Below are 23176 nucleotides of genomic sequence, written 5' to 3' on the forward strand. Positions count from 1 at the left end.
TCAGGCCGGGCGGATGTCCAGCTCCGGCATCACGCGGAAATCCGGCGTGTCATCGTCACGCCACCGCGGCAGTGCCCGGATCGCCGCAAGCATCTCCTGCGCACAGGCGCGGATACGCGCGTGATGCTCCTGCGATGCGTGGCTGATCAGGCTGCCGACATGGAACTCGAACACGTCCTCCAGTACGTCGGGCTGGTCCTCGTGCAGCATCTGCAGCAGACCGCGCAGCTTGCAGATTTCCGATTCCAGCTCTTCGACCGCGAACAACATGGCGTCCTCCTCTTCAACATCGGGCGGCACATCCGGGCCGCAACAGGCTGCAACGGCAGGACCGCCCGGGCCACGCGCGATGTTGATCACGGAAAGGAAAACGGGCGACGCGACGTTTGCGTGCTCCCTTCTTGTCGCATATCCGCGGTGAGGCAACCGTTAATTCACGTGACGACGCGGCTTCACGCGAGTGCTTTTGCCGTGCTGATGCGGTGTGGCTCGGCAACATCGGCCAGTGCATCGATGAAGGCGGGATCGAGTGCCAGCGAACCGAACCAGCCGTGCTGGGTGCCGCTGAGCACACGCAGCATGTGCCCACGGCCACCGGGCAGGCGCCCCATCGGTCCCAGCAGCACGTCGCGTGCCTTCGCCCACACATCACGATCGGATTGGAACAGCGGCGTCAGCCAGCGGCTCCAGCGCTGGTATACGGCCACGTGCGCACGCCGCTGCGCCTGGTAGGCCTGCAGCGCGATCGCACCGCCGCCGTGCGCGCGCAGCGCATCACGCAGCGCCAACGCATCCAGCAGCGCCATGTTCACGCCCTGCCCCAGTTGCGGGCTCATCGCATGCGCGGCGTCACCGGCCAGCACCATCCGGCCGTGATGCCAGCGCGTCATCACTGCATCGCGATAGACCGCGCGCGCCAGCTGTCCGGCGCCCTGCAGATGCGCGAAGCGCGCACTGGCCTGCGGCCACAGCGTGTGCAGTTCATCCAGCCAGGGGGCCATGCCATTGGCCTGCCAGCGTTCGAAGTCGGCGCGTGGCAGGCTCCAGAAAAAGCTCAGCCGCGGCGTGTCGTCGCCCGGGCGGGTACCCACCGGCAGCAGCCCGATCATCTTGCGCGCAGCCACATAGCGCTGGCGCAGCTCCTGTAGATGCGGCCAATCTTCGGCCGGCAAAAGGCACCACAGCGCGCCCCACGGATACACACGGTCCAGCCCGGCGCCCCCCTCGATGGTGCCGCGCAGCGAAGACGCTGCGCCATCGGCAGCGATGACCAGATCGAACGGGCCGTGCTGACGCCCTTCGCTGTCGCGCAGGCGGCCATGCTCGGCATCCACCTCGACGATGGTCGTTCCGGCATGCAACTGGCCCGCGCCGGCGCGGGCTTCATCCAGCAGCGAGAACAATGCCCCGCGCTGCATCCCCAGGCCATGCAGGCGCGCGTCCAGGCCGTCGTAGCGCATGTCCATCACCGCACGCTCGCAGGGCGTATCGCCATACAGGCGATGTACCGGTGCGGCATGCGCACGCACGGCCTCGAGCAGGCCCATCTGCCACAGCACCTGCAGGCCGCTGGGCTGCAGCAGGAAGCCGGCCCCGACCGGCCCGGGCGTGGGCACACGCTCGAAGATCTCCACCTCGTGGCCGTCACGGGTGAGCAGGATGGCCAATGCCTGGCCAGCGGTGCCGTAACCAATCACGGCGATGCGCAGTCGTTCCGTCATGCCCGCATTGTGCCCGAGCCGGGCCGATGGCGAACGGGTCGCAGGCGGCAATGCAAAAAAAACCCCGCCGAAGCGGGGTTTTCAACGCACTGTCGAGTGGATCACTCGGCCGGCGTGATGTTCGAAGCCTGGGCACCCTTCGGGCCCTGGGTCACGTCATAGGTGACACGCTGGCCTTCCTGCAGGCTGCGGAAGCCCTTGGAGTTGATGGCGGAGAAGTGCGCGAACACGTCGGCGCTGCCATCCTCCGGCGAGATGAAGCCAAATCCCTTGGCGTCGTTGAACCACTTGACGGTACCGTTCGGCATGGTGATGCGAGACCTTATGCAATGAATGGGTGGTGTACGCTGAACCCGCGCACAAGCTGAGTATGCAAAGCTTGCTCAGCGAAGACAATCACCCCCGTGCCAATTCGCCCACCAGTTCCGGAAGTCCGTTGCTGGCCGCCTGCACGTTGGCCAGCACTTCGGCCATCGTGATCTCCTCGCCGTCCCCACAGCCGGCAGCCCAGTTGGCGATGATCGCCAGGCAGGCGTAATCAAGCCCCAGCTCCCGTGCCAGCGCGGCTTCCGGCATACCGGTCATGCCCACCAGGTCGCAGCCATCGCGGCGCATGCGGGCGATTTCGGCGATGGTTTCCAGGCGCGGGCCCTGCGTCGCGCCGTAGCAGCCACCGTCATGGACCGTGACACCGGTCACTTTGGCCGCCGCCAGGATCTTGCTGCGCAGCATCGGCGTGTACGGATGGCCGAAATCGACGTGGAGCACGTCGCTGCCCTCTTCTTCACAGAGGGTGCTGATGCGGCCCCAGGTGTAGTCGATGATCTGGTCCGGGCAAGCCAGCACGCGCGGACCGAAGTCGTCGCCGATGCCACCCACCGTGTTCAACGCAAGCACCCGCTGCGCACCGATCTGCTGCAATGCGGCCAGGTTGGCGCGATAGTTGATCTTGTGCGGCGGCAGCGAATGGCCCTCGCCATGCCGTGCCAGGAACGCTACGCGATGGCCGAGCAGCGTGCCCACGCGTACCGGGCCGGAGGGACGACCGAAACGCGTGTCGACCTCATGGGTCTGCACGTCGTCGAGCTTGGCCAGGTTGTAGACACCGGTACCGCCGATCACGGCCAGGGCGATCTGTTGCATTCGAAGCACTCCATGAAAAGACGAACGCCGGCACCCGAGGATGCCGGCGGTGGAAGAAGACACGCCGCGGGCGGCTGCGCCGTTATTCCTTCATCGCGTAGATGGCCGGCACGCAGCGCAGGGTTTCGTTGACGTCCATGCCGAAGCCGAACACGTAGCGGTCCGGCAGTTCGATACCGGCGTAGTCGGCAACCACGTCCGGCAGCGCGCGGTCATGCTGCTTCACGGTCATCGCGGCGATGCGCACGTCGGTCGCGCCCTGCTCCAGGCACCAGGTACGCACGCCCTGCAGGGTGTAGCCTTCGTCGAGGATGTCGTCGACCAGCAACACGCGGCGGCCGAACAGCGAGGTGGCCGGCTTGTGCTTCCAGACCAGGTCGCCGCCAGTGGTTTCACCGCGGTAGCGGGTCGCGTGCAGGTAATCAAACTGCACGTCCTGGCCGCGCGCGCCCAGTTCCAGCGCCAGCTGGCCGGCAAACGGCAGCGCGCCGTGCATGATGGACAGGAACAGCGGCACCTCGCCCTTGTAATCGCGCGCGATGGCGTCGGCGATACCAGCGATGGCCTTGTCGATGGTGGGGCGGTCGACCAGCAGGTCAGCCTGGGCCAGGGCCTGGGAAATGGTGAGGTTGGGCATCAGACGGTTCTTCCAAGGGTTTCAAGCAAATGGGATTGGGTGTCACCATGGCGGGCATCGGCCAACAGGCCGTCCCAACCAAGCGCGCCGCGACCGAGCAGGCCCAGCAGCGCAGCAGTATTCAGGGAGCGTCCCTGCACCGCATGCAGGGCTTCATCGACCAGTTCCGGATGGCAGACCAGCACCACGTCGCAGCCGGCATCCAGGTGCGCATGCACGCGTGCCGGCACACCACCGGCACTGTGCGAAGCGGCCATGCCGATGTCGTCGGAGAACACTACGCCGCGGAAGCCGAGCTCGCCACGCAGGATGTCCTGGATCCAACGCGGCGAGTAGCCAGCGGGTTCCGGTGCCACCTGCGGATAGATCACGTGCGCCATCATCACCGCGTCAGCGCCTGCGGCGATGCCGGCCTGGAACGGCACCAGGTCATGCGCGCGCAGCTCGTCCAGCGCGCGCGGATCGATCGCGGTATCGACGTGGGTATCTTCCAGCACGGTGCCGTGGCCGGGGAAATGCTTGAGCGTGGCGGCCATGCCGACCGCGTGCATGCCACGCACGTACGCTGCGGTGAACGCCGCCACCACGTGCGGGTCTTCACTGAAGGCACGGTTGCCGATGGCGCGGTTGCCACGACCAAGGTCGACCACCGGCGCAAAGCTGAGGTCCAGGCCGCTGGCACGCACTTCGCTGGCCATCAGCCAGGCATGCTGTTCGGCCAGGGCCAGCGCCTGCTGCGGATCGGTGGCGTACAGCGCACCGATGTCCTGCAGCGGCGGCAGCTCGCTGTAGCCTTCGCGGAAACGCTGCACACGGCCGCCTTCCTGGTCCACGCAGATCAGCTGCGGGCGCGGGGCGGCGGCACGGATCGCCGCGCTCAGATCGGTCACCTGCTGGCGCGAGGCGAAGTTGCGCTTGAACAGCACCACCCCGGCCACGGCATCGTGCTGCAGCCAGTCACGCTCCTGGGCAGTCAGTTCGGTGCCGGCAACGCCGATCAGCAGCATGGTCGATCTCCACAACGCGCGCCCGCATGGCGCAGTGCCGCATTGTCGCAGAACCGGCCGACAGGCGCAGTGGTCAGAAAAGGGGACGGAGGGGATTAAGTCGCAATCGGCCCCTACGGGCTGGATACGTCTTAATTCCCTCCGTCCCCTTTTGGGGTGCGCTCAGACCTTGCAGCCGTCCGGGCCGCAGGCCTCGTCTCCGTCAGCCGAAGCTGCCGGAGCGCCCTGTTCGGCAGCGATCTGGCGCAGCGCGTTGGCGAAGGCCTCCGGCGGCTGTGCCCCGGAAATGGCCCACTTTCCATCGATGACGAAGGTCGGCACCGAGGAAATGCCCAGCGCATGGGCCTGCGCCAGCTTGGCTTCGACCTCGGCCAGGCCGCGGTCGGAGGCCAGCATCTGCGCGATTTCACCAGCGTCGAGGCCGCCAGCCACGCCGGCCTTGATCAGCACCGAGGGGTCCGCCAGGTTCTGGCCATGCTCGAAGTGGGCGCGGAACAGCGCTTCGCCGACCGCATCCTGCACGCCGTGCTGGCCGGCCAGCCACAGCACCCGGTGCGCCGGCAGCGTGGTCACCCGCACCTGGCCCTGGCCGAAATCCATCGGCAGGCCTTCTGCACGCGCAGTGGTCTGGGTCTGGCCGAGGATCTGCTCGGTGCGCTCGACACCACCGAACTTGCGCACGTAGGCCTCGCGCAGCGGGACCGGGGTAGCGTCCGCGTCCGGGTCCAGCTGGAACGGCTGCCAATGGATGTCGAGTTCAGGCGCGTCCGCGCCCAGCAACTGCACGCCCTGCTGGAAACGATGCTTGCCAATCCAGCACCACGGGCAGACCACGTCGGAGTAGATGTCGATTCTCATCCTTTCCACATGGGGGCCGACACCCTCGATAAAAGGGGACGGAGGGGATTAAGTCGCTTTCCGCACAGATGGGGTAAAGGCGGCTTAATCCCCTCCGTCCCCTTTTCAGGGTTCACCACTGTGAATAGGGGTGGTTGGCGAGCGCGACGTTGTAGTAGCGGGCGTCGTCGGTGACTTCGTTACCAACCCAGTCCGGCAGGTCGATAGCCTGGTCAGCGCTGTCCAGCTCAACCTCAGCCACCACCAGGCCGGCGTTGTCGCCGAGGAACTCGTCCACTTCCCAGGTCAGGCCGGCGTATTCGACCAGATGGCGGCGCTTGTCGATCAGGCCACCCACGCACAGCGCCAGCAGTGCGCGGGCATCGTCCACCGGGATCGGATAGTCGAACTCCTGGCGGGTGTGGCCGATGGTGCGCGACTTCAGGTTCAGCGCGGCATGGTCGCCTTCGATGCGCACGCGCACCGAGGCGTTCTGTGTGCCGCGATCGAGCGCGCCCAGGTCGTTGATGTACCCCTGCGCCATCGGGATGACCCGGTGCGCGGCGGCGCGCCAGCCCTCGCTGCTGACGAGGAATTTGCGTTCGATTTCGATGCCCATCGCGCCATTATGCGCGATGGGGATGACAGCCGTTCAGCGCTTCTCGAACACCGCGATGCTTTCCACGTGCGCGGTATGCGGGAACATGTCCATGGCGCCGGCGCTGACCAGGGTGAAGCCCTGCTCGTTGACCAGGTAGCCGGCATCGCGTGCCAGCGAGCCCGGGTGGCAGCTGACATAGACGATGCGCTTGAACTGCTTCAACGGCAGCTGCTGCAGCACTTCGATCGCGCCCGAACGCGGCGGATCCAGCAGCAGCTTGTCGAAGCCCTGGCGCATCCACGGCGTGCTGCGCTGGTCCTGGGTCAGATCAGCGCTGAAGAACTGGGCATTGGCCAGGCCGTTGCGTTCGGCATTCTCACGGGCGCGGGCGACAAGGCCGGCATCGCCTTCGACACCCACCACTTCGCGCACGCGGCGGGCCAGCGGCAGGGTGAAATTGCCCAGGCCGCAGAACAGGTCCAGCACGCGCTCATCCTCGCCGGGCTCCAGCAGGTCGAGGGCATGGGCGATCATCTTCTCGTTGAGCTTGGCGTTGACCTGGATGAAGTCCAGCGGACGGAAGGCCAGCTCCACGTCCCACGGCGCCAGCCGGAACGACAGCGGCACGCCCTGCCCGTCCAGCGGCTGCACGGTATCCACGCCACCGGACTGCAGGTAGATCACGAAGCCATGCTGCTGGCCAAAGGCGGCCCAGGCAGCACGGTCGGCATCGCTCAAGGGCTGCAGGTGGCGCACGGTCAGCACCACGGCCTGGTCACCGGCGATGAATTCGATCTGCGGGATGTCGCGCTTGCCATCGAGCGACTCGATGAAGGTCGACAACGCCTCGACCTTGGTACCGATTTCCGGGATCACGGTCAGGCACTGGCTGAGATCGGCAACGAAGCGCGGATCCTGTTCACGGAAGCCGACCAGGGTCTTGTCCTTCTTCTCGACCCGGCGCACCGAGAAGCGGCCCTTGCGGCGGTAGCCCCAGCTCTCGCCGACCAGCGGCGCCAGCACGGTGCCCGGCTTCACATGGCCGATCCGCTCCAGGTTGTCCATCAGCACGCGCTGCTTGGCGACGATCTGCTGGTCTTCGTCCAGGTGCTGCAGCACGCAGCCAGCGCAGGTGCCGAAGTGCGGACACTTCGGGGTGACGCGCTGCGGCGAGGCCTTCAGCACTTCCACCGTACGCGCTTCGTCGAAATGGCGGCTGCGGGCGGTCTGTTCAGCCATGACCACCTCACCCGGCAGGGCGCCGCTGACGAAGGTGACCTTGCCACCCTCGCCTTCACGGCGGGCGACGCCGCGACCATCATGGCTGAGGTCGAGGATTTCGGTCTGGAACGGGGTACGGTCGATGCGGGAACGGGATCGGGCCACGTGGCGACAGGCTGCGGGCAAAAATGGGCGCGTATTGTCGCAGATCCTGACCGGCAGGGTCCGGACCCGCTTGCGCCCGCCGCCGCCGTGCTTGATGATTACAGCAGCTGACATGGAGGCAGCCCTGATGCAGATGACCCCGCGGGCCAGCCGGCCCCGCTTCCTGCTTGTCGAGGACGACATCATCAGCCGCGGTTTTTTCAAAGCGGCGTTGGAAACGTTACCGGCGGACGTGGACACCGCAGACTCGTTGGCCAGTGCCCTGGCCAGCGCCGAGCCCGGCGCGCATGATCTGTGGCTGATCGACGTCAACCTGCCTGACGGCAACGGTGCGCAGCTGTTGCGCGAACTGCGCCGTTCACACCCCGATACGCCGGCGTTGGCGCATACCGCCGACGGTGATACCTCCATTCATGCCCGCCTGCGCGAGGCCGGGTTCAGCGACACCCTGGTCAAGCCACTGGGCCGCGACCAGTTGCTGAAGGCCGTGCGGCGCGCCCTGGTCAACAGCCCCGCCGGGATCGTCATGGCACAGGTGCCGGCGGCGGTCGAGCTGCAGGTCCAGGACTGGGATGAGACGGCGGCGCTGGCCGCGCTCAATGGCCAGCGCAACCATTTGATCGCCCTGCGCGAGTTGTTCCTGGCCGAATTGCCGGGCGTGCGCGATGCGGTCGAGCAGGCGGTGGACCAGCACGACGAGCGCCAGCTGCGCAGCCAATTGCACCGGTTGCAGGCAAGCTGCGGCTTCGTGGGCGCGGCACGCCTGGCCCGTGCGGTGCGCCAGTTGCATCATGCGCCGGAGTCCGGGCAGGCCCAGGCGGGGTTCCGCGACGCGGTAGCTGCCCTGCTGCATTGAGGGTCGCTCGGCAGGGCTGCAAGCCCTGCCAAACACCCCTCAACGCCTGGGAGCGAGCTGCTCGAGCATTTCCCAGGACTTCAGTCCCCGCGGCCCGAGGTGATGGGCCAGCACCCGCCGCATCGGCAGGCGCAGGCTCGCCAGGTCGGCGGCATCAGGCTCTTCATCGGCGGCCAGCGCCAGCAGCGCCGAGCCGGTCGCGGCTGCGCGGCGTTCGCCACCGCGCTCGCTCAGCAGGCGCTGCGCGCCTTCCTGTGGGTCCAGTTCATAGCGCGCGGCCGGGTCGATCGGCTGACCGTCGCTGGCACTGTCCAGCTCAAAACCCAGGCCCAGCGCGGTCAGCAGCTCGCGTTCGAACCGGCGCAGGGTCCAGGCCAGGCCCGCCCCCACTCCCAGTCGCGCACGCGCTTCGCCGTAGGCCAGGTACAGTTCCGGCAGCGGGTCCTGGCGCGGGGCCAGGCGCAGGGTCAGCTCACTCAGGTAGAAGCCGGCCAGCATCGCCTGGCCAACCAGACGCGGTGCCGCGTCCAGCGCCTCGGCGCCACGCAGCTGGGCCAACTCACCGCGCTGCAATGCGCTGAAGCGGATCCACTGCAGTGGTTGCAGGGCGGCGCGCAGCACCTGGCCCTTGGCAGTGGACACACCGCGCGCGAGCAGGCCGATGCGGCCATGCTGCGCGCTCAATACCTCGACCAGCAGGCTGGTCTCACGGTAGGCCCGTGCATGCAGCACGAAGCCGGTGTCGTCCTCGATCAGCATCGAAGCGACCGTTCCGGGTTACTCGTAACCGAAGGCCTTCAGTGCGGCCTCGTCGTCGGACCAGCCTTCACGCACGCGTACCCAGGTTTCCAGGAACACCTTGGCCCCGAACAGACGCTCCATCTGCAGGCGGGACTTGGCCCCGATCTCCTTCAGGCGGGTACCACCCTTGCCAATCACGATGGCCTTCTGGCCCTCGCGCTCGACCCAGATCACCGCACCGATGCGCAGCAGGTTGCCATCTTCGGTGAAGCGTTCGATTTCCACGGTGGTGGCATACGGCAGCTCTTCGCCCAACTGGCGCATCAACTGTTCACGCACCAGCTCACCGGCCAGGAAGCGCTGGCTGCGGTCGGTGATCTCGTCTTCGCCGAACATCGGCGGCGCTTCCGGCAGCAGTGCCAGCACGTCGCGCACCAGGGCTTCCAGGCCGTTGCGCTTCTGCGCCGAGATCGGATGCACGGACGAGAAATCGCGGCCGGCCGTGACTTCCTGCAGGAACGGCAGCAGCGCCCCCTTGTCCTTCAGCCGGTCGATCTTGTTGACCACCAGCACCACCGGGATGCCGGCGTCGCGCAGCACATTGAAGGCCAGACTGTCTTCTTCGTCCCAACGACCCGCTTCGATCACCAGCAGGCCGGCGTCGACGCCTTCCAGCGAGCCGCGCGCGGCGCGGTTCATCACCCGGTTCATCGCCCGCTTCTGCACCTTGTGCAGGCCGGGGGTGTCGACCAGCACCAGCTGGCCTTCCGGATAGGTGGCGATGCCCAGCAGGCGATGGCGCGTGGTCTGCGGACGGTTGGAGACGATGCTGACCTTGGCGCCGACCAGGGCATTGGTCAGGGTCGACTTGCCCACGTTCGGGCGGCCGATGACGGCCACGCTGCCGCAATGATGGGGAGTTTGTTCGCTCACTTGGAATCCAGTTGTTCTAGGACGGCCGCAGCCGCCTGTTGTTCGGCAAGCCGCCGCGAGGCGCCTTCGCCCTCGGTGCTGGCGGCCGGGTCGGCTACGATGCAGCGTACCCGGAAGTGTTTGGCATGGTCGTCACCGGATTCTGACACCAGTTCATACTGCGGCAACGCCTTCTGTCGGGCCTGCAGCCATTCCTGCAGGCGGGTCTTGGGGTCCTTCTCGGGCCGGCCGGAGGCCGGCAATGCCTCGATCGAAGCGCTGAACCAGGGCAGAACCACTGCCCGGCAGGCCTCGAAGCCAGCATCCAGGTAGATCGCGGCCACCACGGCTTCCACCGCGTCGGCCAGGATCGAGTCGCGACGATGACCGCCGGACTTCATTTCGCCCGGCCCCAGGGTCAGCCGTTCGCCCAGTTCCAGAGTGCGCCCGATCACCGCCAGCGCGCCTTCACGCACCAGCTCGGCACGGGCACGGGTCATCGCGCCTTCGTCAGCCTTGGGCCAGCGCTGGTACAACGCCTCGGCCGCCATCATGTTGACGATGCTGTCGCCGAGGAACTCCAGGCGCTCGTTGTGCGGCGCACCGGCACTGCGATGCGTCAGCGCCTGCTTGAGCAGGGCCGGATCGCTGAAGGCATGACCGATCAGGTCGCCACGTTGGATGAATTTACTGGGCACCGCTTCGTGTCAGGTCCTGGGAAGAATCGAATTTGCCAACCACATCGAGGTTGCCGACCAGCGGCCGGCGCACTTCGTAGTTGACCTTGAGGGTCCAGCCATTGTCGCGACGATCAAACTTGACGTTGGCCGGCTTCACGTTGTCCGAGTAGTTGATGTACAGGCGCTTGAAGAACAGGTCCTGGATCCGCGACGGCTCCATGCTGCCCACGCCCGGCTCGTTGGCCAGGCTCTTCATCGCCGAGCGCACCGCGTAGTACTCCTGGTACATCGGGAACAGTTTCATGCCGATGTAGAGGAAGAAACCGACCACGATCAGGACCGCCAGGAACGAGGTCAGGGTCATGCCACGCTGCGTGTTCATCGTCTTCATTGCGTTCTCCCCAGATACGCGTTGGATGTGAAAATACTCAGTTGATGCCCGATCAGTTGATGCTCGAACCGATCCGCGACGGCTCGAAGCCATCCTTGCAGAACCAGCCCTGGCAGTTGAGCCAGATCAGGAATGCCTTGCCGCGCAGGTTCTCTTCCGGCAGCAGGCCCCAGAAACGACCATCGTCGCTGTTGTCGCGGTTGTCGCCCATCACCAGGTACTTGCCGGCAGGCACGGTCCACTGGCCCTGGCCGCGCGGATAGTCGGTCTCCAGCACGGTATGGGTACGGCCCGGGAGGTGCTCGACCAGCAGGTTGGCACCTTCGCCCTGGCCCTTGTGGCCGGCGTAGATACCCTTGTTGTCGTACTTCAGCGGCTCGCCGTTGAGGATCACGCCGTCGCCTTCGAAGACCACGGTGTCGCCCGGCACGCCGATCACGCGCTTGATGAAGTTCTCGCCCTTGGCCGGATCCTGGTCGCTGTGGCCCGGGAAGTGGAACACCACCACGTCACCGCGCGACGGTTCACCGACCGGCACGAACTTGGTGTTGCTGATCGGCAGGCGCAGGCCATAGGAGAACTTGTTGACCAGGATGAAGTCGCCGATCAGCAGGTTCGGCATCATCGAGCTGGACGGAATCTTGTACGGCTCGGCGATGAAGCTGCGCACGATCAGCACGATCGCCAGCACCGGGAAGAACGCGCGCGAGTAGTCCACCAGCACCGGCTCGGAATCGAGCAGGCCCGCGCGCTGGGCGCGGCGCTTGGCGAGATACAGCTTGTCCGCGAGCAGGATCAGGCCCGAGGACAGGGTCAGCACGACCAGGAGGATCTCAAACAGTTTCATTCAGGGTCCTTTGCAACGTCACCAGACGACCGGCCCCGCAGGGCCGGTGCGGGCTTACTTGTTGTCCATCTGCAGCACGGCCAGGAACGCTTCCTGCGGGATCTCCACACGGCCGACCTGCTTCATGCGCTTCTTGCCTTCCTTCTGCTTTTCCAGAAGCTTCTTCTTGCGCGAAACGTCGCCACCATAGCACTTGGCCAGCACGTTCTTGCGCATGGCCTTGACCGTGGTACGGGCGATGATCTGCGAGCCGACGGCAGCCTGGATGGCCACGTCGAACTGCTGGCGCGGGATCAGGTCCTTCATCTTCTCGCACAGCTCGCGGCCGCGGCGGTCGGCGTGACTGCGGTGCACGATCAGCGACAGCGCATCGACCTTGTCACCGTTGATCAGCACGTCCACGCGCACGAACGGGCCGGCATCGAAGCGCACGAAGTGATAGTCCAGCGACGCATAGCCGCGGCTGACCGACTTCAGCTTGTCGAAGAAGTCCAGCACCACTTCGGCCATCGGCAGCTCATAGCTGATCTGCACCTGGCTGCCCAGGTAGTTGATGCCGATCTGGCTGCCACGCTTTTCTTCGCACAGCTTGATGATGTTGCCGATGTACTCCTCGGGGGTGAGCACGTTGGCGCGGATGATCGGCTCGCGGATCTCCTCGACATGGTTCACCGGCGGCAGCTTGGCCGGGTTGTCCATGTTGATGATGGTGCCGTCGGTCTTCAGTACCTCGTACACCACCGTCGGCGCGGTGCTGATCAGGTCCAGGTTGTACTCGCGCTCCAGGCGCTCCTGCACGATCTCCATGTGCAGCATGCCGAGGAAGCCGCAACGGAAACCGAAGCCCATTGCTTCGGAGCTTTCCGGCTCGAAGCGCAGCGCAGCATCGTTCAGGCGCAGCTTGTCCAGCGCTTCGCGCAGGTCCGGGTAGTCTTCGGCATCGACCGGGAACAGGCCGGCGAACACGCGCGGCTGCATTTCCTGGAAACCAGGCAGCGGCTTCGGCGCCGGGTCGGCGGCCAGCGTCAGGGTGTCACCGACCGGCGCACCATGCACGTCCTTGATGCTGGCAGTGACCCAACCCACTTCACCGGCGCGCAGCGCCGGCAGCACCTTGCGCTTCGGGGTGAACACACCGACGTTGTCGACCTGGTGGTTGCGGCCGGTGGACATCACCTGCAGCTTGTCACCGGCCTTGATCTCACCCTGCATCACGCGCACCAGCGAGACCACGCCCAGGTAATTGTCGAACCAGGAGTCGATGATCAGCGCCTGCAGCTTGTCAGTGTCACGCGGCTTCGGCGGCGGGATGCGGTGCACGATGGCTTCCAGCACGTCCTGCACGTTCAGGCCGGTCTTGGCGCTGACCGGCACGGCGTCGGCGGCATCGATGCCGATCACGGCCTCGATCTCGGCCTTGGCGCGCTCGATGTCGGCGGTGGGCAGGTCGATCTTGTTGATCACCGGCACCACTTCCAGGCCCTGCTCGACGGCGGTGTAGCAGTTGGCCACCGATTGCGCTTCCACGCCCTGGGCGGCGTCGACCACCAGCAGCGCGCCTTCGCAGGCGGCCAGCGAGCGGCTGACTTCATAGGAGAAGTCGACGTGGCCCGGGGTGTCGATGAAATTCAGGTGGTAGGTCTGCCCATCCTTGGCCAGGTATGGCAGCGACACCGACTGTGCCTTGATGGTGATGCCACGCTCGCGCTCGATCGGGTTGGAGTCGAGCACCTGCGCTTCCATCTCGCGGGCCTGGAGGCCGCCGCAGAGCTGGATGATGCGGTCGGCCAGCGTGGACTTGCCGTGGTCGACGTGGGCGATGATGGAGAAGTTGCGGATGTTCCGCATCGAATCAGAAGACATAGGTGGCGGCGGCGCGCGGCGTCGTCAGGGTAACGGTCGATTATCGCACGCCCGGGGCCCGGCCGCGAAAACGGCCTCATCGGGCCGGGTCCGGAATGCCCGAAGCCCCGCCAGGGCGGGGCTTCGGGGGAGTCGCAATGGCCGCCAGGGCGGCCCCGGCAGGCCTTACTGGCCGGCCTTGACCGCCACGAAGGCACTGTTGCCGTTGCCGGTACGTACCAGCAGCATCACCACATCGTCCTTCTTGTAGCTGGACAGCGCGCGGTTCAGGGCATCCACGCTGCCGACCGTGGTGCGGCCGACCTGCAGGATCACCATGCCCGGCGACAGGCCCGCATCACGTGCCGCCTGGCCCTTGACCCCGGTGATGCGCACACCTTCGTTGCCGTCCAGGCCGAACTGCTTGCGCTGCGGCGCGGTCAGATCACTGACATCCAGGCCAAGCAGTGCATTGGCACCCGCCTGCGGGGCCGCATCGGGCTTCGGTCCTGCGGCCGTGCGGGCATTGCCCTGGCCGTCTTCGCTCAGCGCGGTCAGCGTGGCGCTCAGGTCACGCGGCTTGCCGTCGCGGATCACGCCCAGCGTGACCCGGCTGCCCGGCGCCATCGCACCGATCAGCGGCGGCAGGTCCGACCAGCTGTTGACCGGGCTGCCATTGACCGAGCGCACCACGTCGCCGATCTGCACGCCGGCCTTTTCCGCGGCACTGCCGGCCACGATCTGGTTGACCAGCGCGCCGCGGCTGTCCGGCAGGCCCAGGCCCTGCGCCTTCAGCGCATCGATCGGCTCAACCACCGCGCCCAGCTGGCCACGGGTGACCTTGCCACTCTTCTTGATCTGCTCGACCGCGCTCATCGCCAGGTCGATCGGAATTGCGAAGCTGATGCCCATGTAGCCGCCCGAGGCGGAGAATATCTGCGAGTTGATACCGACCACTTCGCCACGGGTGTTCAGCAGCGGGCCGCCGGAGTTGCCCTGGTTGATCGCCACGTCGGTCTGGATGAACGGCACGTAGCGCTGATCGGCGCCACCGGTGCTGCGGCCAAGCGCGCTGACGATGCCGGCAGTGACCGAGTGGTCGAGGCCGAACGGCGAGCCGATCGCGACAACCCACTGGCCCGGCTTCAGGGTATTGGAATCGCCCACGCGCACGGTCGGCAGGTTCTTGCCGTCGATCTTCAGCAGGGCCACGTCGTACTGCTGGTCGCTGCCCACCACCTTGGCGTTGAATTCGCGGCTGTCACCCAGCTTGACCTTCACCTCGCTGGCGTCGGCCACCACGTGGTAGTTGGTCAGCACGTAGCCGTCGGGCGAAATGATGAAGCCCGAGCCCATGCCGCGGCCCTTGATGCTGGGGCCACCGTCCTGCCCGCCCGGCCCCTGCCCCGGCATCGGGAAGTCAGGCCCGAAGAAGCGACGGAAGAATTCCGGCATGTCATCGTCGCCGCCCATCGGGCCACGCGAGGCCTGGCGGTTGTTGCGCACGATGGTGGTGTCGACGTTGACCACGCCCGGCCCGACCTGTTCGACCAGGTGGGTGAAATCGGGCAGGCCGCTGACCAGCGGCTGCGCCGGCGCGCGCGGGGCTGCCGCAGCGGCGGCCTGCGGCTGGGCGGCAGGCGGCGCTGGCTGGGCACAGGCCACCAGCGGCAGGGTCAGGGCGAACAGGCCAATGGCCTGCGTGCGGAGTCGGGGAGTCATCGGACGGCAACCTCCGGGTCGGATGGAAAGAGGAATACGGGCCCCGCCGACGGCGGGGCGTGAAAGCGCCCGGCTCAGTCGCGCGGGCGCGGCGGCACCGGCAGGTCATCCTGCAGGCGCGGCTCGAACGGGTAGAACGCGGCACCACCGGCGTGGGCCGGGAAGCTGGCATTGAGCGCGCCACCGGCGGCGGGCGCCAGGCTGGAGCGCGGCCACGGCCGTGCCTGCAGGCCACCAACCTCGCCGAACGGCAGGTTGCGGCTGGCGTTGGCCGGCACGCTCGGGGTCAACGGCGCCTGCGCGGCAGCCACCGCACGCTGCGGTACATCGTCACGCTGCGCGGCACGCGCGGCCTGCTGGCTGCGGGTCGCACTGGCACGGCGGGTGTCCTGGCGGCGGCCGGCAGCGGCCATCGCCACGGCCGGGGCAGCAGCCACGGCCATCGCTGCGGTATCCACCGAGGCTTCGGTGACCGGAGCCGGGTTGCTCGGTGCCGGCGCCAGCTCGGCCTGGCTGGCGATCACCTGCGGCGCCAGCGGCTCGCCCGGCGTGGCTTCCTGCAGCTTCTCGCCGCCCATGAACAGGGCCACGGCCGCCACCGAGGCGGCCAGTGCGGCACCACCGCCCCAGGCCCGCCAGCCGGTACGCCGCACCTGGCGGCGCGGCTCGGCCTGTGGCGCGGGTTCGGCAGCGATGGCGGCGGCCACAGCAGCACCGAAGCCGGCAGGCGCCAGCAGCGAGGCCTGGCCGCGCATCACGTCGCCGAGCAGCTGCCAACGTTCCTGGCAGCCCGCCAGTTCGGGGTCATGTTCCATGCGGCGCAGCAGGAAGCGCGCTTCATCGGCGCCCAGCTCGCCATCGACCAGGGCCGACAGCTGCTCGCGGTGGCGCTGGTCCAGGCGCTGCCCGGCAGGCGATTGATGGTTCTGCGATTCGTTGAACGGATTACTGGTCATACGCGGCTCTTCTCACGGGTGGCGCTGCCGATGTCCAACAGCGGCCGGAGTTCGGTGTCGATCGCCTCGCGCGCCCGGAAGATCCGTGAACGCACGGTGCCGATCGGGCACCCCATTTTCTGCGCGATTTCGTCGTAACTCAGTCCTTCCACCTCGCGCAGGGTGATCGCCAGCCGGAGTTCTTCCGGCAGCGCGTTGACGGCCTTCATCACCGTCTGTTCCAGCTCCTGGCGCATCAACTCGCGTTCGGGCGTGTCGGTGTCGCGCAGGCGCGTCCCGCTGTCGAACTGCTCGGCGTCGCCGATGTCGATGTCATCGGTCGGCGGGCGGCGATTGTGTGAAGCCAGGTAGTTTTTGGCGGTATTCACGGCGATTCGATGCAACCAGGTTGAGAACTGGGCATCGCCACGGAAACTTCCGATCGCGCGGTAGGCACGGATGAAAGTGTCCTGGGCGACGTCCTGACATTCGCTCCAGTCGGCGATGTAGCGACCGACCAGGGCCACGACCCGATGCTGGTACTTGCGCACCAGGACATCGAAGGCGGCACTCTCGCCGTGCTGCACGCGCCGGACCAGTTCCAGATCCAGCTCCTGAGGTGTATCAACATCGGCCATGAGGGGCCGCACTCCTGTCAGCCCAACCGACGTCGGGCAATGAGACTGCCAATCCCGGGAAAAGTTCAGTCGCCGATCACCTGGCGCCGCACCAGCTTTTAACCACCGTTCCGTTAGCGTCCCGGTTCCAGGCTCTGGATCCGGGGGCTGCACCCCCTGCTATTGGGATTTGACGCGGGGGAAACAACCTCTGGATCATAGCCGCTTCTCCATACACAACCGGATGGAACGTCCATGCTCTCAGGCTTCGATGGTCTCCGCTTCAGCCACTGGCTCCCCGAGATCCGCGACGACGGCGTGGTGGTCCTCTCCCTGGATCGTCAGGACAGCAGCGTCAACGCAATGTCGCAGGACGTGCTGCTGGAACTGGGCGACCTGCTTGAGCGTATCGCCATGGACCCGCCCAAGGGCGTGGTGATCCAGTCGCTGAAGAAGGCCGGTTTCATCGCCGGTGCCGATCTGAAGGAATTCCAGGAATTCGACCGCCGCGGCACCGTCAACGATGCCATCCGCCGCGGGCAGTCCACCTACCAGAAGCTGGCCGAGCTGCCCTGCCCGACCGTGGCGGCGATCCATGGCCATTGCCTGGGCGGCGGCACCGAGCTGGCGCTGGCCTGCCGCTACCGCGTGGCTTCGAATGACAGTTCGACCCGTATCGGCCTGCCGGAAACCCAGCTGGGCATCTTCCCGGGCTGGGGCGGCAGCGCACGCCTGCCGCAGCTGGTGGGGGCACCGGCGGCGATGGACATGATGCTGACCGGCCGCACCCTGTCGGCCTCGGCCGCACGCGGCATCGGCCTGGTCGACAAGGTGGTGGCACCTGCGGTGGTGCTCGACACTGCCGTAGCGCTGGCCCTGTCCGGCACCACCCGCCCGTTCAAGCAGCGCGCGACGGCCTGGGCCACCAACACCTGGCTGGCGCGCACGCTGCTGGCGCCGCAGATGGTCAAGCAGGTCGCACGCAAGGCGAAGAAGGACCAGTACCCGGCCCCCTACGCGTTGATCAGCACCTGGCAGCGCAGCGGCGGCAAGCCGATACAGGCGCGGCTGGATGCCGAACGCCGCGCCGTGGTGAAACTGGCCAGCACGCCGACCGCACGCAACTTGATCCGCATTTTCTTCCTTACCGAGCGCCTGAAGGGCCTGGGCGGTGGTGAATCCGGCATCCGCCACGTGCACGTGGTCGGCGCCGGCGTGATGGGCGGCGACATTGCTGCATGGGCTGCCTACAAGGGCTTCGAGGTCACCCTGCAGGACCGGGAGCAGCGCTTCATCGACCCGGCAATGGAACGCGCACAGGCCCTGTTCGCCAAGAAGGTGCGCGACGACAGCAAGCGCCCGGCGGTGGCCGCACGCCTGCGGGCTGATCTGGAAGGCAACGGCGTGGCCGAGGCCGACCTGGTGATCGAAGCGATCATCGAGAACCCCGAAGCCAAGCGTGCGCTGTACCAGACGCTGGAACCGAAGATGAAGCTGGACGCGCTGCTGACCACCAACACCTCGTCGATTCCGCTGGTGGAGCTGCGCGACCACATCCAGCGCCCGGCGCAGTTCGCCGGCCTGCACTACTTCAACCCGGTGGCGCAGATGCCGCTGGTGGAAATCATCCATCACGATGGCATGGCGCCTGAGACCGAGCGTCGCCTGGCCGCGTTCTGCAAGGCACTGGGCAAGTTCCCGGTGCCGGTGGCCGGCAGCCCGGGCTTCCTGGTCAACCGCGTGCTGTTCCCGTACATGCTGGAAGCCGCCACCGCCTATGCCGAAGGCATCCCGGGCCCGGTGATCGACAAGGCCGCAGTGAAGTTCGGCATGCCGATGGGCCCGATCGAACTGATCGACACCGTGGGCCTGGACGTGGCCGCTGGCGTTGGCCGCGAACTGGCACCGTTCCTGGGCCTGCAGATCCCGGCCGCGCTGCAGACGGTGGAGCCGGACAAGCGCGGCAAGAAGGATGGCCAGGGCATCTACACCTGGGAGAACGGCAAGCCGAAAAAGCCGGACGTGGCCAGCGATTACCAGGCGCCGGCCGATCTGGAGGACCGCCTGATCCTGCCATTGTTGAACGAGGCGGTGGCGTGCCTGCACGAAGGCGTGGTGGCCGACGCGGACCTGCTGGACGCCGGCGTGATCTTCGGTACCGGTTTCGCACCGTTCCGTGGCGGTCCGATCCAGCACATCCGCGCGGTGGGTGCCGACGCGATCGTCGAGCGGCTGAAGGCACTGCAGCAGCGCCACGGCGACCGTTTCGCCCCGCGCCCGGGCTGGGACAACCCCGCCCTGCGCGAACCGGTGGTGTGAGTTGATCGGCCGGGCCTGCGGCCCGGCACCCGCATAGGCAACAGCAACAGCAACCGCCGAAGCAAAAGCCAGAGCCGGAGCAACAGCCGGCTCTGGCTTTTCTGTTTGTTGGGCGGGGCGGTGTGAGTTGGCAGGACACGCCGTAAATCCATCCATGGGGGCTCGATGGCGCCATCCATGGCGCCAACGGTCCTGCCAACTCACACCGCCCCACCCCTGACAGTTTCCCGGTGACGGTCGGTAACCTTCGGGAGCTGGTAGGTGTCGACCTTGGTCGACACGCTTGGTCCACGCCATGCGTGGATGCGAGCGAAGCGACCGGCGTCTGATTTTGATTTTCTTTTTTCTTCTCCGTGGCTGGACAGCACACGGAAACCGTCAGAGGCCGGGCGTGTGGGTGGCGCAGGACCGTTGGCGCCATGGATGGCGCCATCGAGCCCCCATGGAGGGGTTTACGGCGTGTCCTGCGCCACCCACCCGCCCGGCCAAGCGCGGCTTCTGCTTTCGCCTTCAGCGACCAACCCACAGCCACGAGGGGCTGCGCCGTTGGCTGGAACAACCTGTTACCCGGACGGGGAATGTCACCGCATCCACCGCATGCGATGCTGACCGCCTTGATCCCTGCCAGCGAGAACGCCCGCATGACCACCATCATCGCTCCGCGCGTGCACGACATCGGCGGACTCGAAGTCCGACGCGCCGTCCCTACCCTGCAGGCCCGCAGCATCGGCTCGTTCGTGTTCGTCGACCAGATGGGGCCGGCCCTCATGCACCCCGGCACCGCCATTGATGTGCGCCCGCATCCGCACATCGGCCTGGCCACCGTCACCTACCTGTGGTCGGGCGCCATCGGCCACCGCGACACGCTGGGCTCGGACCAGGTGATCCGCCCCGGTGACGTCAACTGGATGACCGCTGGCCGCGGCATCGCCCATTCCGAACGCACGCCGCAACCGGACCGCGATCACGACAACCCGATCCACGGCATGCAGACCTGGGTCGCACTGCCGAAGTCGCATGAGGAAATCGAGCCGGCGTTCTACCACCATGCCGCGGCCACCCTGCCCGAGCAGCGTCGCAATGGTGTCTGGCTGCGGGTGATCGCCGGCCGCGCCTACGGCGAGGAATCGCCGGTGAAGGTGTTCGCCGACACCCTCAACGTGGCGATCGACCTCGACCCGGATGCGGAAATCGATATCGACAATGGCCACCGCGAGCGCGCGCTGTACATCCTCGAAGGCGACGCGCAGTTGGATGGCGTTGACATCCCCGCCCAGCACCTGGTGATCCCGGAAGCCGGTGCGGTGGGCCGCCTGCGCGCGAAGACGCCAGTCAAGGCGATGCTGTTCGGTGGAGAGCCGCTGGACGGGCCGCGTCACCTGTGGTGGAACTTCGTCTCCAGCTCGAAGGAGCGCATCGAGCAGGCCAAGCACGACTGGGAAGCCGGCCGCTTCGGCACCATCCCGGGCGATGACAAGGAGTTCATTCCGCTGCCGCAGTACTGAACATCGCGTGTTGCACACACCCGTAGGTGTATCCCTGCACCCGGCGTTGACGCTATCGTCACTCGCCGGTCACTGAAATGTGACCGACCACACAGTTCGGACATCTTTCAAAGGAGTGCAACACATGAGCATGGGTAAACGCTTGTCCGCCGAATTCCTCGGCACGTTCTGGCTGGTTCTGGGTGGCTGCGGTAGTGCGGTGCTGGCCGCCAAGTTCGGTGGCGACGGCAATCCGCTGGGTATCGGTTTCCTTGGCGTGGCCCTGGCCTTCGGCCTGACCGTGGTGACCGGCGCCTATGCGTTCGGCCACATCTCCGGCGCGCACTTCAACCCCGCGGTCAGTGTCGGCCTGTGGGCCGGCGGTCGTTTCCCGACCAAGGACCTGATCCCGTACATCATCGCCCAGGTCGCTGGCGGCCTGCTGGCCGGTTTCATCCTGCTGCAGATCGCCTCGGGCGCCAGCGGCTTCGCCATCGATGGCAGCCAGGCTGGTGCGTTCGCCAGCAACGGCTACGGCGCACTGTCGCCCGGTGGTTACAGCGTGGCAGCGGCCTTCCTGTGCGAAGTGGTGCTCACCGCGGTGTTCCTGATCGTGATCATGGGCGCCACCCACGGCAAGGCACCGGCCGGGTTCGCGCCGCTGGCGATCGGCCTGTCGCTGACCCTGATCCACCTGATCAGCATCCCGGTCACCAACACCTCGGTGAACCCGGCCCGCTCCACCGCCGTGGCCTTCTTCGCCGGTAGCGGCGCGATCAGCCAGCTGTGGCTGTTCTGGGTCGCCCCGCTGCTCGGCGGCGCGATCGGCGGCATCATCTACAAGTGGCTCGGCAACGACCGCTGAGTCCTGTGCGGACCATTGCGGCCGACCATCGGCCGCAATGGTTACCCGTGTAACCGCGATTTGTGCGATCGCTCACGTTCCGTTAAGGTTGAGTTGACCGTCCGTGCACATGCCGGACGGGGCGGCATCCGGGGATGGGATGCCAAGGCCGCCGCCCCTGTGGCGGAGCCAAACGACACATCACCTTGGGGGATGCATGAAGTTCGCACCTGTAGTGTTGTCGAGCCTGCTGTTCGCTGCGGCCCACGCCGCCGCACAGGCTCCCACCGAATGCCCTTCGCTGCCGGCCAGCAGTGGCCTGCAATGGCAGCAGCTGGTGCAGACCGATTTCCTGGTCTGCCGCGCCAGCACCGGCGATGGTCGTGAAGTGCTGAGCCTGATGCTCAGCGCACGTGACCCGTCCATTCCCCTGAACCGTTCGCTGCGCCAGGAAAAGGGCAGCTTCGGTGGTGAGTCACTCTACTGGTACCAGCCGGACCTCGGTGGCCAGCAGCCTCCGGGCTATGCCGAGCGCCGCATCAGTGTGGTCAAGCTCGACAAAGGGCGTTACGCGCAGATTTCGCTGTATCCGGACAGCCCGCAGGAACTGGGCTCGCTGCAGCAGCTGGCGCAGGGCATGAGCCTGACCCCGTCGGCCGTGGCCGCCGGTCGCTGACCGTGACGGGGATGACTGCCTGGCAGCATCCCCGCCGCATCCAACGCGCTGGACATCCGCCGGGCATGGCCCGGCGTCCCCCCTCAGAACTTGCCTTCCTGGAAATCGACGAAGGCCTGCATCAGTTCCTGCCGCGTGTTCATCACGAACGGGCCGTGCCGCATCACCGGCTCGCGCAACGGACGGCCGGCCACCAGGATCAACCGCGCGCCTTCGCTGCCGGCCGAAACATGCAGCTGTTCGCCACCGCCCAGCACCGCCAGTTCCTGGCGTGCAACGTCGCGCGCGGCGTCCTGCTCACCCACGGTCATTGCACCTTCGAACACATAGGCAAACGCGTTGTGCCCTTCCGGCAGCGCGTAGGTCCAGGCCCGATCCGGTGCCAGCGTGATGTCGAGGTAGAGCGGATCAGTGGCCGGCTGCACGATCGGGCCGTGGGTACCGTCCACGCTGCCGGCGATCACCTTCACTTCCACGCCGGCTTCCGGCTTCACCACCGGAATGCGCTCCGGCGCGAATTCCTGGTACTTCGGGTCGGTCATCTTCTCCTTCGCCGGCAGGTTCACCCACAGCTGGAAACCGCGCATCTGCCCGCTTTCCTGCTCGGGCATCTCCGAATGCACCAGGCCACGGCCGGCGGTCATCCACTGCACGCTGCCAGGGGTCAGCAGGCCTTCGTTACCGTGGTTGTCGCGGTGCCGCATGCGCCCGTCGAGCATGTAGGTGACGGTCTCGAAACCGCGGTGCGGGTGTTCCGGGAAGCCGGCGATGTAGTCCTCGGCGCGATCGGTGCCGAATTCATCGAGCAGCAGGAACGGATCCAGGTCGGGCAGCGTCGGGCCACCGATGACGCGGGTGAGGCGCACACCGGCACCGTCGGAGGTGGGCATGCCACGGATGGTACGCAGCACGCGGACCGGCTCGGGAAGGCTCATGGCGACTCCTGTTGTATGGATGCCAGTGAAGATGGACGCCACA

24 protein-coding genes are annotated in these 23176 nt (G+C 66.8%); 5 read left to right on the forward strand and 19 right to left on the reverse strand.

The features are described from left to right. The 9 genes from ACZK2G_RS16160 to rlmD form a co-directional block, all read right to left on the reverse strand. Positions 1 to 270 (reverse strand): hypothetical protein, encoded by a 270-nt coding sequence (locus ACZK2G_RS16160; RefSeq protein WP_426355478.1) that lies wholly within the window; start codon positions 268 to 270, stop codon positions 1 to 3. Positions 271 to 452: 182 nt separating this feature from the next. Continuing rightward, complete coding sequence (locus tag ACZK2G_RS16165) at positions 453 to 1721, reverse strand: FAD-dependent oxidoreductase (protein WP_478473831.1); 1269 nt, start codon at positions 1719 to 1721, stop codon at positions 453 to 455. A 101-nt stretch (positions 1722 to 1822) separates the two neighbouring features. After that, on the reverse strand, positions 1823 to 2029 hold the full coding sequence (locus ACZK2G_RS16170; RefSeq protein WP_005410590.1) for a cold-shock protein: 207 nt from the start codon (positions 2027 to 2029) through the stop codon (positions 1823 to 1825). 88 nt (positions 2030 to 2117) lie between these two features. Continuing rightward, complete coding sequence (locus tag ACZK2G_RS16175; RefSeq protein WP_046985807.1) at positions 2118 to 2864, reverse strand: S-methyl-5'-thioinosine phosphorylase; 747 nt, start codon at positions 2862 to 2864, stop codon at positions 2118 to 2120. An 82-nt stretch (positions 2865 to 2946) separates the two neighbouring features. Further along, the gene (locus ACZK2G_RS16180) at positions 2947 to 3501 is read right to left on the reverse strand and encodes a hypoxanthine-guanine phosphoribosyltransferase (protein ID WP_006382796.1); all 555 of its coding nucleotides are present in this window, start codon (positions 3499 to 3501) and stop codon (positions 2947 to 2949) included. Further along, a complete protein-coding gene (gene nagZ, locus ACZK2G_RS16185; protein ID WP_478473834.1) occupies positions 3501 to 4508 on the reverse strand; it encodes a beta-N-acetylhexosaminidase in 1008 nt (335 codons plus the stop codon). The genes ACZK2G_RS16180 and nagZ overlap by 1 nt, the downstream gene beginning before the upstream one ends. Before the next feature lie 162 nt (positions 4509 to 4670). Then, the gene (locus ACZK2G_RS16190) at positions 4671 to 5366 is read right to left on the reverse strand and encodes a DsbA family oxidoreductase (protein WP_012511804.1); all 696 of its coding nucleotides are present in this window, start codon (positions 5364 to 5366) and stop codon (positions 4671 to 4673) included. Positions 5367 to 5478: 112 nt separating this feature from the next. After that, positions 5479 to 5964, reverse strand: a complete 486-nt coding sequence (locus ACZK2G_RS16195; RefSeq protein WP_046985805.1) for a CYTH domain-containing protein — start codon at positions 5962 to 5964, stop codon at positions 5479 to 5481. A 33-nt stretch (positions 5965 to 5997) separates the two neighbouring features. Beyond that, positions 5998 to 7332, reverse strand: coding sequence for a 23S rRNA (uracil(1939)-C(5))-methyltransferase RlmD (gene rlmD, locus ACZK2G_RS16200; RefSeq protein WP_010482826.1), 1335 nt, complete (start codon positions 7330 to 7332; stop codon positions 5998 to 6000). Between the two features lie 127 nt (positions 7333 to 7459). Here rlmD and ACZK2G_RS16205 point away from each other — a divergent pair, with 127 nt between their 5' ends. After that, positions 7460 to 8188 carry a response regulator gene (locus ACZK2G_RS16205; protein ID WP_046985822.1) on the forward strand — a complete coding sequence of 243 codons (729 nt, stop codon included), beginning with the start codon at positions 7460 to 7462 and terminating at the stop codon, positions 8186 to 8188. A gap of 39 nt (positions 8189 to 8227) precedes the next feature. Here ACZK2G_RS16205 and recO read toward each other — a convergent pair whose 3' ends face one another. From recO to rpoE, 9 genes are all read right to left on the reverse strand, one after another. Beyond that, complete coding sequence (gene recO / locus ACZK2G_RS16210) at positions 8228 to 8947, reverse strand: DNA repair protein RecO (protein WP_046985804.1); 720 nt, start codon at positions 8945 to 8947, stop codon at positions 8228 to 8230. 18 nt (positions 8948 to 8965) lie between these two features. Continuing rightward, positions 8966 to 9862: a GTPase Era gene (gene era / locus ACZK2G_RS16215; RefSeq protein WP_006382863.1), complete on the reverse strand. Its 897-nt coding sequence runs from the start codon at positions 9860 to 9862 to the stop codon at positions 8966 to 8968. Continuing rightward, entirely contained in the window at positions 9859 to 10539 is a 681-nt protein-coding gene (gene rnc, locus ACZK2G_RS16220) for a ribonuclease III (RefSeq protein WP_046985803.1), read from the reverse strand. The genes era and rnc overlap by 4 nt, the downstream gene beginning before the upstream one ends. Then, complete coding sequence (locus ACZK2G_RS16225; RefSeq protein ID WP_006382889.1) at positions 10529 to 10912, reverse strand: DUF4845 domain-containing protein; 384 nt, start codon at positions 10910 to 10912, stop codon at positions 10529 to 10531. The genes rnc and ACZK2G_RS16225 overlap by 11 nt, the downstream gene beginning before the upstream one ends. A gap of 52 nt (positions 10913 to 10964) precedes the next feature. Continuing rightward, positions 10965 to 11759 (reverse strand): signal peptidase I, encoded by a 795-nt coding sequence (gene lepB, locus ACZK2G_RS16230; protein ID WP_006382890.1) that lies wholly within the window; start codon positions 11757 to 11759, stop codon positions 10965 to 10967. Between the two features lie 54 nt (positions 11760 to 11813). Continuing rightward, positions 11814 to 13607 carry a translation elongation factor 4 gene (lepA, locus tag ACZK2G_RS16235; protein ID WP_046985802.1) on the reverse strand — a complete coding sequence of 598 codons (1794 nt, stop codon included), beginning with the start codon at positions 13605 to 13607 and terminating at the stop codon, positions 11814 to 11816. Positions 13608 to 13787: 180 nt separating this feature from the next. Next, entirely contained in the window at positions 13788 to 15323 is a 1536-nt protein-coding gene (locus ACZK2G_RS16240) for a DegQ family serine endoprotease (protein WP_012511810.1), read from the reverse strand. A gap of 74 nt (positions 15324 to 15397) precedes the next feature. Then, positions 15398 to 16279, reverse strand: coding sequence for a sigma-E factor negative regulatory protein (locus ACZK2G_RS16245; RefSeq protein WP_046985801.1), 882 nt, complete (start codon positions 16277 to 16279; stop codon positions 15398 to 15400). Beyond that, positions 16276 to 16896 carry an RNA polymerase sigma factor RpoE gene (gene rpoE / locus ACZK2G_RS16250; protein ID WP_006383094.1) on the reverse strand — a complete coding sequence of 207 codons (621 nt, stop codon included), beginning with the start codon at positions 16894 to 16896 and terminating at the stop codon, positions 16276 to 16278. The genes ACZK2G_RS16245 and rpoE overlap by 4 nt, the downstream gene beginning before the upstream one ends. Before the next feature lie 234 nt (positions 16897 to 17130). On the opposite strand from rpoE, the gene ACZK2G_RS16255 reads away from it, so the two are divergent. The 4 genes from ACZK2G_RS16255 to ACZK2G_RS16270 all read left to right on the forward strand — a co-directional run bounded on the left by ACZK2G_RS16255 (position 17131) and on the right by ACZK2G_RS16270 (position 22198). Beyond that, entirely contained in the window at positions 17131 to 19194 is a 2064-nt protein-coding gene (locus tag ACZK2G_RS16255) for a 3-hydroxyacyl-CoA dehydrogenase NAD-binding domain-containing protein (protein WP_295377854.1), read from the forward strand. Positions 19195 to 19835: 641 nt separating this feature from the next. Continuing rightward, a complete protein-coding gene (locus ACZK2G_RS16260) occupies positions 19836 to 20699 on the forward strand; it encodes a pirin family protein (RefSeq protein ID WP_136639996.1) in 864 nt (287 codons plus the stop codon). Between the two features lie 124 nt (positions 20700 to 20823). Next, on the forward strand, positions 20824 to 21543 hold the full coding sequence (aqpZ, locus tag ACZK2G_RS16265; protein ID WP_136639984.1) for an aquaporin Z: 720 nt from the start codon (positions 20824 to 20826) through the stop codon (positions 21541 to 21543). A gap of 196 nt (positions 21544 to 21739) precedes the next feature. Further along, positions 21740 to 22198, forward strand: a complete 459-nt coding sequence (locus tag ACZK2G_RS16270; RefSeq protein ID WP_136639985.1) for a hypothetical protein — start codon at positions 21740 to 21742, stop codon at positions 22196 to 22198. Positions 22199 to 22281: 83 nt separating this feature from the next. On the opposite strand, the gene ACZK2G_RS16275 is transcribed toward ACZK2G_RS16270, so the two are convergent. Continuing rightward, on the reverse strand, positions 22282 to 23133 hold the full coding sequence (locus ACZK2G_RS16275; RefSeq protein WP_478473838.1) for a pirin family protein: 852 nt from the start codon (positions 23131 to 23133) through the stop codon (positions 22282 to 22284). Positions 23134 to 23176: the final 43 nt, after the last annotated feature.

The sequence above is a fragment of the Stenotrophomonas sp. 107298_Sma genome, assembly GCF_056480345.1.

Excerpts from the sequence above, each read along its gene's own strand:
- ACZK2G_RS16160 (WP_426355478.1), bottom strand. The coding sequence starts at position 270 with ATGTTGTTCGCGGTCGAAGAGCTGGAATCGGAAATCTGCAAGCTGCGC.
- ACZK2G_RS16165 (WP_478473831.1), bottom strand. The coding sequence starts at position 1,721 with ATGACGGAACGACTGCGCATCGCCGTGATTGGTTACGGCACCGCTGGC.
- ACZK2G_RS16170 (WP_005410590.1), bottom strand. The coding sequence starts at position 2,029 with ATGCCGAACGGTACCGTCAAGTGGTTCAACGACGCCAAGGGATTTGGC.
- ACZK2G_RS16175 (WP_046985807.1), bottom strand. The coding sequence starts at position 2,864 with ATGCAACAGATCGCCCTGGCCGTGATCGGCGGTACCGGTGTCTACAAC.
- ACZK2G_RS16180 (WP_006382796.1), bottom strand. The coding sequence starts at position 3,501 with ATGCCCAACCTCACCATTTCCCAGGCCCTGGCCCAGGCTGACCTGCTG.
- nagZ (WP_478473834.1), bottom strand. The coding sequence starts at position 4,508 with ATGCTGCTGATCGGCGTTGCCGGCACCGAACTGACTGCCCAGGAGCGT.
- ACZK2G_RS16190 (WP_012511804.1), bottom strand. The coding sequence starts at position 5,366 with ATGAGAATCGACATCTACTCCGACGTGGTCTGCCCGTGGTGCTGGATT.
- ACZK2G_RS16195 (WP_046985805.1), bottom strand. The coding sequence starts at position 5,964 with ATGGGCATCGAAATCGAACGCAAATTCCTCGTCAGCAGCGAGGGCTGG.
- ACZK2G_RS16205 (WP_046985822.1), top strand. The coding sequence starts at position 7,460 with ATGCAGATGACCCCGCGGGCCAGCCGGCCCCGCTTCCTGCTTGTCGAG.
- recO (WP_046985804.1), bottom strand. The coding sequence starts at position 8,947 with ATGCTGATCGAGGACGACACCGGCTTCGTGCTGCATGCACGGGCCTAC.
- ACZK2G_RS16225 (WP_006382889.1), bottom strand. The coding sequence starts at position 10,912 with ATGAAGACGATGAACACGCAGCGTGGCATGACCCTGACCTCGTTCCTG.
- lepB (WP_006382890.1), bottom strand. The coding sequence starts at position 11,759 with ATGAAACTGTTTGAGATCCTCCTGGTCGTGCTGACCCTGTCCTCGGGC.
- lepA (WP_046985802.1), bottom strand. The coding sequence starts at position 13,607 with ATGCGGAACATCCGCAACTTCTCCATCATCGCCCACGTCGACCACGGC.
- ACZK2G_RS16240 (WP_012511810.1), bottom strand. The coding sequence starts at position 15,323 with ATGACTCCCCGACTCCGCACGCAGGCCATTGGCCTGTTCGCCCTGACC.
- ACZK2G_RS16245 (WP_046985801.1), bottom strand. The coding sequence starts at position 16,279 with ATGACCAGTAATCCGTTCAACGAATCGCAGAACCATCAATCGCCTGCC.
- rpoE (WP_006383094.1), bottom strand. The coding sequence starts at position 16,896 with ATGGCCGATGTTGATACACCTCAGGAGCTGGATCTGGAACTGGTCCGG.
- ACZK2G_RS16255 (WP_295377854.1), top strand. The coding sequence starts at position 17,131 with ATGCTCTCAGGCTTCGATGGTCTCCGCTTCAGCCACTGGCTCCCCGAG.
- ACZK2G_RS16260 (WP_136639996.1), top strand. The coding sequence starts at position 19,836 with ATGACCACCATCATCGCTCCGCGCGTGCACGACATCGGCGGACTCGAA.
- aqpZ (WP_136639984.1), top strand. The coding sequence starts at position 20,824 with ATGAGCATGGGTAAACGCTTGTCCGCCGAATTCCTCGGCACGTTCTGG.
- ACZK2G_RS16270 (WP_136639985.1), top strand. The coding sequence starts at position 21,740 with ATGAAGTTCGCACCTGTAGTGTTGTCGAGCCTGCTGTTCGCTGCGGCC.
- ACZK2G_RS16275 (WP_478473838.1), bottom strand. The coding sequence starts at position 23,133 with ATGAGCCTTCCCGAGCCGGTCCGCGTGCTGCGTACCATCCGTGGCATG.